This window comes from Nocardia sputi (genome assembly GCF_023501985.1).
The window spans coordinates 67,398-80,750 of the sequence record NZ_JAMFLC010000030.1; the positions used below are offsets into that span (position 1 = coordinate 67,398).

Genomic DNA, 13,353 nt, shown 5'->3' on the forward strand with positions numbered 1-13,353 from the left:
TTGTGGGCTGTGTGGACATTTTCGCATGTAGTACCGCATTTGATAGGCGAACCGCAGCCCTCCCCACACTGTTGGCCACAGGGTTGCAGTGAAATTGCGCAAACGCGAGCACGCGACACACGGGCTCCAGGTCCCCCCGCATCGGCCGGGCCGGTGGTATCACCGAATCACGACTCAGATCTCGTCAGGAGGTCCCATGCGTACACCAGGTTGTTCATCCTGCGAATCCGCGTTCGACCACTGCCACGGAACTTTGATCGTCCACGCGAGCCAGATCGCCGAATGCACCGACGAACACTGCCTCGATTTCAGCCATGTCCGGCACACGTTCGTCCTCGATTGCCGCGCCCTCGCAGGCGGTTGCCGGTGCACCGAGGACGACGCGGTCACCCGGCGCGCCTGAGCGGTTCCGTACCCTGGCCCGGTGAGCTATGACCACGTGTTGCTGCCGTCCGGTGTCGCGTCGTCGATCGCGGAGGTCGACGCCTACCTGAGCACCCAGCAGGGCGTCCCCGAGTCGGGCGCGGTCGCGCGGATCGCGGCCGAGTTGAACAGACGCAACGCGGAACTGCCGGATGAGGACAGCTTTCTCAGCACCGTTCCGGTCGGCGGGGCGGCCACAGGTGCCGCGCTCTACGTGCCGTGTCCCTACGACGCGATCGGCTTCGTGCGGCACCTGCTGTTCGAACTCGCCACACCGCTGAACTACGCCGTCTACGACCCGCAACTGGCTTGGCTGATCGATCCCGCCGGGCACGTCAGGGCCACCGTCACCCACGGCGGCGCGGGCGAGTTCCCCTACCTGACCAAAGCGCTGATCGAGCAGTGGATTCCGGAGCTCAGCCCACCCAACCCGTACCTCGTCGTCGAACGCGGTGAGCAGTTCTACATCCAGACCTACCGGGAGAACTCCGGCGCTTACACCCTGGAATACCGGGACGGCGCACCCGACAAGCATTTCGGTACCACGGTCCCCGACCCCGCCACCGTCGCCGCCCTCATCTGGGACTGGGCCAACGACGACCGCACCCGCTTCCCCGGCCTGCCCTGGTCCCGCGTCGACGTCTGAGCCCGGTCACTGGTTCTGGGCGGCCAGCCTGCCCGCGAGCGCGAGGAACGAGGCGCCGAAGGCACGGCGCATCCAGGTGACGACTCCGGGGCGGGAGACAACCTGGTCGCGGACGGCGGCGGCGCAAGCGCCGTAGACCGCGAACACCACGAAGGTGGCGAGCATGAATATGCCGCTCAGCTCGAGCATGCGAGCCAACGCGTTCGGCGCGCCGGTGGGCACGAATTGCGGGAGGAACGCGAAGAAGAAGATGGTCAGCTTCGGGTTGAGCAGGTTGAGCAGCACCGCCGAGGTGATCACTTTCCGCGCCGAGGGGGCCGTCGGCTCGGTGGGCTCCGGCATCGCGAGCACGCCCTTGTCCCGGAACGTCGTCCAAGCCATGTACACCAGATAGGCGACGCCGAGGTACTTCAGCGTCTGGAAGGCGACCGCGCTCGCGTTGAGCAGCGCGGCCAGGCCGGTGATCGCCGCGACCATGTGCGGGACGGTTCCGAGCGCACAGCCGAGAGCCGCGATCACGCTGGCCCGCGCGCCGCGGGACAGTCCGGCGGCCAACGTGAACAGCACGCCGGTGCCGGGAGTGGCGACGATGACGAGCGTCGTCAGCAGGAATTCGATGCTCATCCACGACACGGTAACCCACCCGCGGCAGGGCGCAATACCGCTCGCCGGACTCGCTTTCACCGAGTTCGGACGCGTTGTCTTCCCGCGGGCCGAACGGGCGAGGCCGCTACAGCGCGCGCCGCCCGGACAGCGCGCGTCCGAGGGTCAGTTCGTCGGCGAACTCCAGGTCGCCACCCATGGGCAGGCCCGACGCCAGCCTGGTGACGCTCAGGCCGGGGAAGTCGCGCAGCATCCGGACCAGGTAGGTGGCGGTGGCCTCCCCCTCGGTGTTCGGATCGGTCGCGATGATCACCTCGCTGACGTCGACGCCGTCCTCCTGGTTTCCGATGCGCGCCAGCAGTTCCCGGATCCGCAACTGGTCGGGACCGATACCGCTGAGCGGGTCGAGCGCGCCACCGAGCACGTGGTAGCGGCCGCGGAACTCCCTGGTGCGCTCGATCGCCTGCACGTCCTTGGGCTCCTCGACCACGCAGATCATGGTCCGGTCCCGGCGCGGATCGGCGCAGATGCGGCACAGCTGCCCGTCGGAGACCGTTCCGCACGTCACGCAGAACTGCACACCGTCGCGCACCTTCTGCAACGCGGCCTGCAACCGGTCGATCTCCGGCGGTTCCACCCCGAGCAGATGAAAGGCGATGCGCTGCGCGCTCTTCGGACCGACGCCGGGCAGCTTGCCCAATTCGTCGATCAGATCCTGGACCGGACCCTCGTACAACTGCTACCTCGGCTCAGAAACCGGGCAGCGAACCGCCACCCAGGCCGCCGGACAGCGGTCCGAGCCGTTCGGCGGCGATGCGCTGGGCGTTGGACATCGCGTCGTTGACCGCGCCGATGACCAGATCCTGCAGGGTCTCGACGTCGTCGGGATCCACGGCCTTCGGGTCGATGGTCAGCGACAGCACCTCGCCGCTGGCCTTGATGGTGACCTTGACCAGCCCACCACCCGCCGCGCCTTCCACTTCGGTCGCCGCGATATCGGCCTGGGCTTCCATCACCGCCTGCTGCATCTGCTGCGCCTGAGCGAGCAACTGTTGCATGTCGAACTGACCACCTGGCTGCACGGGAGGGTCCTCTCTGGAGAAGGTGTCATCGGCCAGCCTAGTCCTGCCGCACCGCGCCCCCGGCGCGGCCCGACAGTCCTGATGTGCGTGGCGCATGGTCGATAACAGGTTGGGTAGTTCCGGTGGAGATCGACCCACAGCGCCCTACCATCGACACCGGATCGAGACCGGTGTGCCAAATCTGGAGACGAAGATGATCGCAGCCCGTGCACGTTTGCTGAGCGCCCTGGTGCTCACGCTCGGTGTTCCCAGTGTCTTTCTCGGCGCCGCCGGGCCGGCAGCCACCGCCGACACGGGGATCGTCGAGGCTGAGATCGTCGAGTCGACAGGGATCGTCGAGTCGACAGAGATCGTCGAGTCGACAGAGATCGTCGAGTCGACAGAGGTGATCGACGGGCAAGAGGCCATCGAGGCCGAGACCACCCCCGCCGTCGCCGACTACGGGAACGGCTGCGTCCTCTACCCGGACGACAAGGCCGCGACTCTCGATTCACTGCGCTCGCGGTGCTCGGCGCAGCAGCAGGACGCCATCTTCCGCGCCGCGCCGCTGGGCGCGGTTCCGACCGGTGTGAAGTCGGGCTGGGTGACCCGCCCGCCGGTCATGCAGGCCATCGCACCCCCGTTGTGGATCGGCAAGACCTTCTACACCGGCCCGGACGGCGGCTACCTGATGAACCGCCTCACCGGCGCGGGCATCGAGGGCTGGCGCGCCGACGTCTACGTGGCCCCCGCTCTCACCGACGGGCAGCCGACCTGGGCGCTGAACTACACCCCCTCCCCGTCGCCGCAGGTCTACGACGAGATCCGGGAAGTCACCCCGGGTGTGTGGTTCGGCTACTCCTGGTGGCGCGGCGCGTTGCAGACCACGCTCCTGCTGACCTTCGCGCTCGCCTGAACACCGGGCGCCGTTGACCCTCCCGCCGCTGGAGGGTGTTGGCTGGTGCCATGACGGCAACCGTCCCCATCGGGGAGTTCTCCAGGCTGAGCCACCTCAGCGTGAAGACGTTGCGCTACTACCACGAGATCGACCTGCTCGCTCCGGTCGGCGTCGACGCGAGGTCGGGCTATCGGCGGTACTCGACGGCGCAGGTGGCGCAGGCACAGCTGATCCGGCGATTGCGCGAACTGGACATGCCGGTACCGGAGATTCGCGCCGTGCTCGCCGCGCCGGACGAGGACGCCCGCGACACCGCGCTGCGTAAGCATCTGGAGCGCATGGAGGCGGAGCTGATGCGTACCCGCGCGGTCGTGGCATCGCTGCGTTCGCTGCTGACCCCCTCGGCCCCGATCGCCGTGGAATATCGCGTAATTCCGGCGTTCCCGGCTGCGGCCCTGCGCGCGGTGGTGGCCCGGGAACACATCGGCGCATGGTGCGAAGTGGCATTCCGAACCTTGTACGAGGCGCTGGCCACCGCCGGGATCGCGCCCGCCGGTGTCGGCGGGGCGACCTACGGCACCGGCTTCTTCGAAGAGGACGAGGGCGAGGTCGTCGCGTTCGTTCCGGTCGCCGACGCAGGCATCGTCCTGCCCTCAGGGGTTTGCGCCGTCGAACTGCCCGAGCGCCGGTTCGCCGTCACCGTGCACGAGGGTTCGTTCGACGAGTTGGACCGCACCTACGGCGCACTGGGCAGTCATGTCGCCGAACACGATGTGGCGTTGCCCGAACCGATCCGCGAGCTGTACCTGCTCGGCCCGGACGTGTCCGACGATCCCGCCGCCTACCGAACCGAACTGTGCTGGCCCATCGCCCAACCGTGAACAAGGAGATATCCATGACGCTCTCGATCGCCCACGTCACCGTCGACTGCGACGATGCGGGCGCCCTTGCCGAATTCTGGGCACGACTACTCGAGGCTCCCGTCGACCCTGACGCCAGCCGGGAGTTCGCCACCGTCGGCCGGACCGCGGGCGCCACCCCGGTGCTGATGTTCATCCGGGTGCCCGACAAGAACCCGGGCAAGAACGTGATCCACCTGGATCTGCACGCTCCCGACGGAGACGAGCAGGTGCGCCGCGCGATCGACCTCGGCGCGAAGCACATCGGCGACTTCGACGAGTGGGGCACGAAGTGGACGACACTGGCCGACCCGGAAGGCAATCTCTTCGATATCGCCGCCGAATAGAACCGGCGCCGAATGGAACGCCCGATCCCGGCGGCGACGACGGGCCGAACCGGACCGTCGTCGCCGCCGCGTGATCAGGCCAGTTCGCGCTGCAAGTTCGCGAGTACCTCGGCCTGGATCTTCTTCAGGCCCAGCGGCGCGAAGATGCCCTCGAAAATGCCCTTGACGCCGCCCGCACCCTTCCAGGTGGTCCGCAGCGTAACCCGCGCGCCCGCGCCCTCCGGGGTGACGGTCCAGGTGTTCACCAAGGTCGAATTCGAGTCACGCTCGGTGACAATGGAATCCGATACCGAGACGACCGCGTGCACGTTACGCGAGCGCTTCTCGGTGGCCTGCAAAGTCCATTCCGCGACGGTTCCCGCGCCCTTGCCGCCTTCGACCACCTTGTAGTCGCGGTAGTGCGACGAGAGAATGCGCGGACGCACCGTGTCGTAGTCTGCGATGGCCTCCAGCGCGCGCTGCGGATCCGCTGCCACGTCGATCGAACTACTGGCGCTGACCTGTCCCACAATGAGCTCCTTGTCCGGATGCGGTGTCTCGACAGACCCATCCTGCCCTGTCCGGGTCGGGGGAAAACGCCGAGGGCAGACCGTGTGGCGAACTTCTTCGGACAATTCGGTATTCCCTTTCGCAACATATGCGTGACATTTCTCCACGACCGTGGCCGCGCGGTGGCCTCGCCGTATCGTCCGTACTAGCGTCGAGGGGTGGCAGTGAGTCTGTTGGGGAAGGCCGGACACGCACCGGCCGCACGCGAATCAGGATTTGCCGCGCATCGAGCGGGCGTCGACCGCCTATTGGCGAGTTACCGCGCGATACCCGAGCACGCCAACGTCCGGTTGGCGAAGAAGACCTCGAACCTCTTCCGCGCCAGGGCCGCGAACCCCGCGCCCGGTCTCGATGTCTCCGGGCTGACCCGGGTCATCGCGGTGGACCCGGTCGCCGAGACCGCCGACGTCGCCGGCGTGACCACCTACGAGGAGCTGGTCGCCGCCACCCTCCCGTACGGGCTCGTGCCGCTGGTCGTTCCACAGCTCAAGACGATCACGCTGGGCGGCGCGGTCACCGGCCTCGGCATCGAGTCGACCTCCTTCCGCAGCGGTCTACCCCACGAGTCGGTGCTGGAGATGGACGTGCTCACCGGCGCGGGCGAGATCCTCACCGCGACGCCGGACAACGAGCACGCCGATCTGTTCCGCGGCTTCCCGAACTCCTACGGCACGCTGGGCTACACGGTCCGGCTGAAGATCGAACTGGAACGGGTGCAGCCGTACGTCGCGCTGCGGCACGTGCGTTTTCGTGATCTGCGCGCACTGGAGGCCACCCTCGCGACGATCGTCGCGGACCGGACCTACGAGGGCGAGCGAGTCGACTACCTCGACGGCGTCGTGTTCTCCGCCGAGGAGAGCTACCTGACACTGGGCCGCGGGACCGACGAGCCGGGCCCGGTCGGCGACTACACCGGGATGGACATCTACTACCGGTCCATCCAGCACGACGGCGACACGCCCAAACGCGACCGCCTGACCATCCACGACTACCTGTGGCGCTGGGACACCGACTGGTTCTGGTGCTCGCGCGCCTTCGGCGCGCAGAACCCCAAGATCCGCCGGTTCTGGCCGAAACGCTACCGGCGCAGCAGCTTCTACTGGAAGCTCGTGGCGCTGGACCACAAGTACCACATCGGTGACAGGCTGGAAGCCCGCAAGGGCAACCCTCCGCGCGAACGGGTGGTGCAGGACGTCGAAGTGCCGGTGGAACGCACCGCCGACTTCGTGGAATGGTTCCTGCGCGAGGTCCCGATCGAGCCGATCTGGCTGTGCCCGCTGCGTTTGCGCGAGACCGGCGCCACGAATCTGCCGGGCGAACGGACCTGGCCGCTATATCCCTTGGAGCCGGACCGGACCTACGTGAATGTCGGATTCTGGTCGGCCGTGCCCACCGTCCCCGGGCAGCAAGAAGGCGCGGCCAACCGCGCCATCGAACGCACGGTGACCGAGTTCGACGGTCATAAGTCGCTGTACTCGGATTCCTTCTACGGCAAGGATGAGTTCGCGGCGCTCTACGGCGGAACCACCTACACCGAACTCAAGAAACGCTATGACCCGGACCAGCGCCTGCTGGATTTGTATTCGAAGGCGGTGCAACGCAAATGACGACTTTCAAGGACCGTTCCGATGTCTTCGCCGATCTCGGGACCAAGCTCAGCATTGCCGAGATCTTCGAGACCCTCGTCGAGGGCCCGGTGCCGATCCGGCTGACGGCCTACGACGGCAGCGCGACCGGCCCGGAGGACTCGCAGTACACACTGGAGATCCGGACCCCGCGCGGCATCAACTATCTGGCGACGGCTCCCGGCGACCTGGGCATGGCCCGCGCCTACATCGCCGGCGACATGACCATCACCGGCGTGCACCCCGGTGATCCGTACGAGATCCTGAAGGCGCTGGACGGGCTGAAGTTCCGGCGGCCTTCCGCGCTGGCTCTGGTGACCATCGCGCGCTCCCTCGGCTGGGAGCGGCTCAAGCCGGTCGCCCCGCCGCCCCAGGAGACCCTGCCGCGCTGGCGCCGCATCGCCTTCGAAGGCCTGCGCCACTCCAAGACCCGCGACGCCGAAGCCATCCATCATCACTACGACGTCTCGAACACCTTCTACGAGTACGTACTCGGCCCGTCGATGACCTACACCTGCGCGGTCTACGGCGAGGAGAACTGGACGCTGGAGCAAGCGCAGGAGAACAAATACCGCCTGGTGTTCGAGAAGCTGCGGTTGAAGGAGGGCGACCGACTGCTCGACATCGGCTGCGGGTGGGGCGGCATGGTGCGCTATGCCGCCAAGCGCGGCGTCAAGGTGATCGGTGCGACGCTCTCGGCCGAGCAGGCGGACTGGGCGCAGAAGAAGATCGCCGAGGAAGGCCTGAGCGACCTGGCGGAAGTGCGTCATTCCGACTACCGCGACGTGCCGGAGGGCGAATTCGACGCGGTGTCCTCGATCGGGCTCACCGAGCACATCGGGGTGCACAACTACCCGTTCTACTTCGACTACATCAAGAGCAAGCTGCGCGACGGCGGCCTGTTCCTCAATCACTGCATCACCCGCCCGGACAACACCCGCACCACCAAGGCGGGTGATTTCATCGACCGCTACGTGTTCCCGGACGGCGAGTTGATCGGTTCGGGCCGGATCATCTCCGAGATCCAGAACATCGGGCTGGAAGTGCTGCACGAGGAGAACCTGCGCGAGCACTACGCCTTCACGCTGCACGAATGGTGCAAGAATCTGGTCGCCGACTGGGACGCCTGCGTCGCGGAGGTCGGCGAGGGCACCGCGAAGGTGTGGGGCCTGTACATGGCGGGCTGCCGGCTCGGCTTCCAGCGCAACGTGGTTCAGCTGCACCAGGTGCTCGGCGTCAAACTGCCCGCCGATGGCGACTGGACCGTACCGCTGCGCCCGTGGTGGCAGCCGTAACCCGCTTCGTTCAGTAGGTCTGGCTGCCCGCCTCGTTCAGGAGTTCGGCCAAAAACGGGGCGGGTAGCTCGATGTCACCGACCTGCGCCGACGCGGGCAGGTCGGCGTGCAGCACGCGCAGGATGCCGACCACGCCGGGGCCCGCGTCCAGCAGCGGCCTGGTCCAGCCGAGGTCGGCGCAGGTCGCGACGGAGGGCAGTAGCAGGTTGGTGGCCTCGCCCACCCAGCCCGAGGCGGCCAGGCATTCCGCGAGTAGTAGCGCGGCGTCCAATTGCGCGCGCGGGCGGTCCTTCTCGAGCGTGTGGCCGTACAGCGCGCGGGCACGGCGCACCGCCCGGTCGTCGGAACCCATCCGATGTTCGACGAGCAGCACGCGGATCGCGGCGAGTTCCTCCGCCTCGGCGGTGAGCAGGGCGGCGCCGGTCAGCCGATGACCCGCTTGCAGCGGCGTGTGCTCGCTGGGATCGGTGTATCGGCGATCCGCGGCCTCCAGTGGCATGCCCAGCCGCAGACGTTCCGCCCGGATGTGCGCGGCCAGCCGCGGCAGCCTGTTGTCGGCGGCGATACGCGCGCCCTCGTCCAGCCGCGTGGCGGCGGTGAACAGATCGCCGCGGACCGCTTTGACCCGGGCGCCGACGACGAAGGTCGAGATCAGGAAGTCCACCGGTCCGACCCGGGTGACCAGTTCGTGGCTCTCGTCGAGCAGCCGGTCGGCGGTCTCCAGATCCCCGCGGCGGTAGCTCATCTCGCCGAGCAGCGCGGCGGTCACGCGCACCGCGTGCGAGCGCGGACCCGAGCGCTCGTGCGCGGAATCCCAGGCCTGCTGGAAGCAGCGGGTGGCGGTGGCGACGTCGAGTTGCTCGTAGGCGGCCGCGCCTTCGCCGCAGCGGCCGAAGACCAGGCCCAGCGGATCCTTCGAGCGTTCGTGGTACTCCTGCGCCCAAGCCTGTGTCTGCCTGGCGCCCTCGAAGTCGAACCCGCACAGGTGCACGAACGTCGTCAGGTTCGCCGCGGTCGAGACCGTCCATGCGGGTAGGTCGTCCGGATGCTGGAGACAGTCGGCGACCCGATCCAGGACGCCCTCGGTGTGGTCGCGCGCGATCTGGTCGGAAGCGGCCAGCACCGCGGCCTGACAGCGCTGCAGGCGCACGTCGGCGTCACCGGTGGAGCCCCGGGCCAGGATGTTCGACAGCCTGCCGAGCGCGTTGCGCGCCGCGCCGGACTGCTGCAAGTTGACGTTCGCCCTGGCCACCGCGATCAACAGCTTGGAGCGCGACGCGACCTGTTGCATGGGCAGTTTCGAAACGCTGCCCAGCAGCGTGGCCAGCCGGGAACCGTCGATCAGGTCCATCCCGCCGCTCTCGAGCAGGTCCAACGCCATCTTCAGGTCGGTCGCGGCGAGCGCGTGATCGACCGACTTGCGCAGCAGCTGATGCTCGGCGTACCAGCGCGAAGCCTTGCGGTGCAGCGACTTCAGTTTCCCGGGGTGGACGCGGTCGAGCCGGGTGCGCAGATGCTCGGCGAACAGCGGCTGCAGCCGGAACCACTCCGGGTCGTGCTCGATGCGCCGCAGGAACAGCTCGCGTTGCTCCGCCTGCTCGAGCAGCTGTTCGGCGTCCGACTCCCCGGACAGCGCCGCGGCGAGCGAACCGCATACCCGCTCGGTCACCGCGATCGACATCAGGAACTCGAGCATCCTCGGTTCCAAGGTGTCCAGCACGTTCTCGGCGAGGTATTCGCGGATGCCGTGATTGCCCTCGGAGAGTGTGGCGATCAGCTGGGCGGGGTCGGCGTTGCCGCGCAGGGACAACCCGACCAGCTGGATGGCAGCGGGCCAGCCATCGGTGGCGGTGTGGATTTCGGTCACCTGGTCCGGGGTCAGATCGAACCCGTTGCGGTCGACCAGGATCTGCCGGGTCTCCGCCTCGGTCAGGCGCAATGCGGCCGAGCCGATCTCGACGAGTTCGTCGTGCACCCGCATCCGCCCCGTCGGCAGGCCGGACTGCTCCCGGCTGGTCACGACGAAACGCAGGTGGTGGCAGCCGTTGTCCAGGAGGGCTTCCATCGCGCGATGCGCGCCCGCGTCGGTGATCCGATGCCAGTCCTCCACGATCACCACGACCGTCTTGCCGGCGGCGTGGATCTCGTCGATGAGCGTGGGGACGACGAACGCGACGGCGTCGGCGGGCCGCTCCTCCAGTACCTGGTCCAGACCGGCGCCGACGTCCGGATGCACCCGGCGGATCGCCTGGATGAGGTGGGCGAGCAGCCAGATCTCGTTGTCGTCGTCGCGGTCGATGCCGATCCAGGCGACCGCGGCTGAGCCTTCGGCGAGTTCGGCGCGCCACTGCGCGGCCAGCGTGCTCTTGCCGAATCCCGCGGGAGCGTGGATCACCGCCAGCCTGCGCCGCCCGCCTCCGCGCAGGATGTCCAGCAGACGCGGCCGCGGTATCGGCTCCCGTGTCGGTGTGGGGGGACGGAATTTGGTGACGGCCGTCGGCGGCGTCGTGGTCGCGCCCGAATGCTGCGAGACGACTGGCCGCAGCGTCAGCGGCCAGCTGCGCCGCGCGGTGACAGCGGGGCGGGAGCCGGTCCACGCCACGGTCGGACCGCCGACAGCGGTATGGGTCGTCGGTTCGGGCTCTTGCGTGGTGTCCAGCAGCGCCATATCGTCCGGCAACTGGTCGTGGCTGCGCTGCACCGCGCGCAGCATCTCGCCGAACTCGTAGGCGCTGGCCGGGCGATCCCGCGGATTCGGGGACATGGCCTGTTCGATGACGTCGGCCACATCCGGCGGAATGTCCTGTTCGCGCAGGTCGGGCACCGGCTGCGTGGTGATGCGCAGAAACTGCGCGACCACCCGCTCACCCGCCTGCCGTTCGAAGGCCGCGTGCCCGGTGAGCAAGGCGAACAACGTCGAGCCCAGGCCGTAGACATCGGAGCGGATGGTCGGCTCGTCGCCCTTGAGGACCTCCGGCGCGGTGAACGCGGGCGAACCGGTGATCATGCTGCTCGAGGTGCGGAACCCGCCGGGGATGCGGGCGATGCCGAAATCGGTCAACTGCGGCTCGCCGTAGCCGCTGAGCAGGACGTTGGCCGGTTTCACGTCCCGGTGCAGGATTCGGGCGCGGTGCGCGCTCTCGATCGCGCCCGCAAGCTTGACACCGGCTCGCAGAGAGTCGGCCCAGGTCAAGGGGCCTTGATCGCGGATCAGTTTCTCCAGCGACCCGTGAGTGCAGTACGGCATGACGATCAGCGGCATTCCGGTCAGCGTGACGTCCACCTGGAGGATGTCGACGATATTCGGGTGGCCGGACAGCTTGCCCATGGCTTGTTCCTCGCGCAGGAACCGCTCCCGGCTCTCCGCGTCGATCTCCGAAGAGAGGACCTTGACCGCGACCACCCGGTCCAACGCGGTCTGAACGCAGCGATACACCACCCCGAACCCGCCGCGGCCGATTTCCACCGCACCGGACAGGCCCATCGCCTCCAGTTCGTCGGCGATCGCGAGAGGCGGCTGCCGCTGTGTGTTCGCTTCGGCCGCAGTCGCATCGGGACCCACCCGGCCCGAACGCGTCTGTGGATTCATGTGATCACCTCGCACTCACCTCGAATCGGCGACATCGGCGACCAACTCCGCGCCGACCCCCGGACGCGGTGTCCGATATGTCTGCGCATACTCCAACGTAGCGCGGTGCGCGAGCACGCGGGAGGTGTTTCCGAACAGGACAGCGCGTGTCCCCCCACTCCGCCTGTTCGCACGCCGCTCGACGCTCGATCGTGGAATCGGCGCTCGTAGCGGCCGGCCCGCAGCGTCACCGCCGCATGTCAGGCCGCCTCGAGCAGCCCCGGCCTAGGCGAGGGCGAGGGCGATGACCTGGGTGACCTGGCGGCTGTCGAAATTGTCGTCGCTGACCAGAACGAGGGTTCGCTCGCCGGAGGGCAGGCGGGGACCCCAGGTCATGCCCTCCACATTGTCGATGGCGGCGAGTCCGACGTGGTCGAGGTCGACGACCAGCCGCTTGGCCACCGGGCGGGCGGGACCGATCGGGGCATCGAGAATATTGGTCGCGGCACTCAGATCGGCCTCGTAGAGGCGAACCTTGTTTCCTGCGTCAGGAGCGTAGGAGCGTTCCAGCACAAGGACTTTCGCCGGATCCAGCGGATCGGCCGCAAGGAGGGAAACGATCCCGTTCCCGCCACGGGCGGGCTCGGGACTCGCCCCGGCGAAGGCCGGCTCCATCGGATACGCGTACTGGGCGAGCAGAGGTCCGGATCGAGCCTGGACGGTGATCCGCGCGAGCGCTCCGTTCGTGGTGGTAGCCGCCGGTCCGTCCGGCAACAGCGGCCCTTCCGTGGCGGTCACGAACAGCGTGCCCGCGGCGAGGAAGGTCGCCGCCTCCAGCGCCTGGTTCTGCCGGGGACCCGAGCCTGCCCGCATCCGTTCGTTCTCCGGAATCGGCAGCTCACCGGCATACGAGCCGTCCGGGTGCGCGATCCGCACCGACGGGTCCGCGAGCACGGCGCCGTCCCGCTCGCCTTCCTGCGTCCAGTAGTAGTCGCCGGTCCACGAATCGACCCGGATCTCTTCCGGGTCCACCGACATCGGCGGGTAGTGGGCGCCCGTAACGGTCAGCAGCGGTCGCGTGCCGGTGAACGTGACCGGGCCGACCCCGCGATCGCCGACCTCGATACGCGCGGTGTAGTACCGGGCGGGGTCCTTGTTCGACCGATCGTCGCTGATCAGCACGAATGCACCGGTGTGTGCCGAGTAATCGATCCCGGAGAGCCCACCGACGGTGGTGCCCTCGAATTCCAGGCCCGGTGCGATCACCTGCTCGCCCAGCAACCGCACCGAGTGGCCGCCCGCGAGATCGGCGGCAGCCGACGGCGCCGAGGCGAGCGCTAGGGCACAACTGGCGATCAGAACACGGTGACTACGTCTCGGCACGGCTGCCAACATATCCGGCCGAAAGGGCGCGCGGGTGAACGGGCGGGGAAACGACG

Annotated in this window: 13 protein-coding genes; 7 read left to right on the plus strand and 6 right to left on the minus strand. The window is 68.1% G+C overall.

Annotation, left to right across the window (positions count from 1 at the left end; genetic code table 11):
- Positions 1-196 precede the first annotated feature (196 nt).
- Together M8859_RS31920 and M8859_RS31925 are read left to right on the plus strand one after the other, a co-directional pair.
- Positions 197-403, plus strand: coding sequence for a hypothetical protein (locus tag M8859_RS31920; protein ID WP_195072018.1), 207 nt, complete (start codon positions 197-199; stop codon positions 401-403).
- A 21-nt stretch (positions 404-424) separates the two neighbouring features.
- Positions 425-1,069: a hypothetical protein gene (locus tag M8859_RS31925; RefSeq protein WP_159927841.1), complete on the plus strand. Its 645-nt coding sequence runs from the start codon at positions 425-427 to the stop codon at positions 1,067-1,069.
- Between the two features lie 6 nt (positions 1,070-1,075).
- On the opposite strand, the gene M8859_RS31930 is transcribed toward M8859_RS31925, so the two are convergent.
- The 3 genes from M8859_RS31930 to M8859_RS31940 all read right to left on the minus strand — a co-directional run bounded on the left by M8859_RS31930 (position 1,076) and on the right by M8859_RS31940 (position 2,754).
- Positions 1,076-1,693, minus strand: coding sequence for a LysE family translocator (locus tag M8859_RS31930; RefSeq protein WP_195072017.1), 618 nt, complete (start codon positions 1,691-1,693; stop codon positions 1,076-1,078).
- 106 nt (positions 1,694-1,799) lie between these two features.
- Entirely contained in the window at positions 1,800-2,408 is a 609-nt protein-coding gene (gene recR, locus M8859_RS31935) for a recombination mediator RecR (RefSeq protein WP_159927837.1), read from the minus strand.
- A 13-nt stretch (positions 2,409-2,421) separates the two neighbouring features.
- On the minus strand, positions 2,422-2,754 hold the full coding sequence (locus M8859_RS31940; protein ID WP_159927835.1) for a YbaB/EbfC family nucleoid-associated protein: 333 nt from the start codon (positions 2,752-2,754) through the stop codon (positions 2,422-2,424).
- 193 nt (positions 2,755-2,947) lie between these two features.
- Here M8859_RS31940 and M8859_RS31945 point away from each other — a divergent pair, with 193 nt between their 5' ends.
- The 3 genes from M8859_RS31945 to M8859_RS31955 are packed head-to-tail and all read left to right on the plus strand — an operon-like array spanning position 2,948 to position 4,877.
- The gene (locus M8859_RS31945; RefSeq protein WP_249645383.1) at positions 2,948-3,649 is read left to right on the plus strand and encodes a hypothetical protein; all 702 of its coding nucleotides are present in this window, start codon (positions 2,948-2,950) and stop codon (positions 3,647-3,649) included.
- Between the two features lie 50 nt (positions 3,650-3,699).
- Positions 3,700-4,512, plus strand: a complete 813-nt coding sequence (locus M8859_RS31950; RefSeq protein WP_159927833.1) for a MerR family transcriptional regulator — start codon at positions 3,700-3,702, stop codon at positions 4,510-4,512.
- A gap of 14 nt (positions 4,513-4,526) precedes the next feature.
- Positions 4,527-4,877, plus strand: a complete 351-nt coding sequence (locus M8859_RS31955) for a VOC family protein (RefSeq protein ID WP_195072015.1) — start codon at positions 4,527-4,529, stop codon at positions 4,875-4,877.
- Positions 4,878-4,951: 74 nt separating this feature from the next.
- On the opposite strand, the gene M8859_RS31960 is transcribed toward M8859_RS31955, so the two are convergent.
- Positions 4,952-5,386, minus strand: coding sequence for an SRPBCC family protein (locus tag M8859_RS31960; RefSeq protein WP_159927829.1), 435 nt, complete (start codon positions 5,384-5,386; stop codon positions 4,952-4,954).
- A 204-nt stretch (positions 5,387-5,590) separates the two neighbouring features.
- On the opposite strand from M8859_RS31960, the gene M8859_RS31965 reads away from it, so the two are divergent.
- Positions 5,591-7,033: an FAD-binding oxidoreductase gene (locus tag M8859_RS31965; RefSeq protein WP_159927963.1), complete on the plus strand. Its 1,443-nt coding sequence runs from the start codon at positions 5,591-5,593 to the stop codon at positions 7,031-7,033.
- Positions 7,030-8,346 (plus strand): class I SAM-dependent methyltransferase, encoded by a 1,317-nt coding sequence (locus M8859_RS31970; protein WP_159927827.1) that lies wholly within the window; start codon positions 7,030-7,032, stop codon positions 8,344-8,346. Before M8859_RS31965 ends, M8859_RS31970 begins: the two co-directional genes overlap by 4 nt.
- A 10-nt stretch (positions 8,347-8,356) precedes the next feature.
- Here the strand turns inward: M8859_RS31970 and M8859_RS31975 are convergent, their stop codons facing one another.
- Both M8859_RS31975 and M8859_RS31980 read right to left on the minus strand, forming a co-directional pair.
- Positions 8,357-11,935 (minus strand): serine/threonine-protein kinase, encoded by a 3,579-nt coding sequence (locus M8859_RS31975; RefSeq protein WP_249645384.1) that lies wholly within the window; start codon positions 11,933-11,935, stop codon positions 8,357-8,359.
- Positions 11,936-12,199: 264 nt separating this feature from the next.
- Positions 12,200-13,297: an esterase-like activity of phytase family protein gene (locus tag M8859_RS31980; RefSeq protein ID WP_236565609.1), complete on the minus strand. Its 1,098-nt coding sequence runs from the start codon at positions 13,295-13,297 to the stop codon at positions 12,200-12,202.
- Between the last annotated feature and the right edge of the window lie 56 nt (positions 13,298-13,353).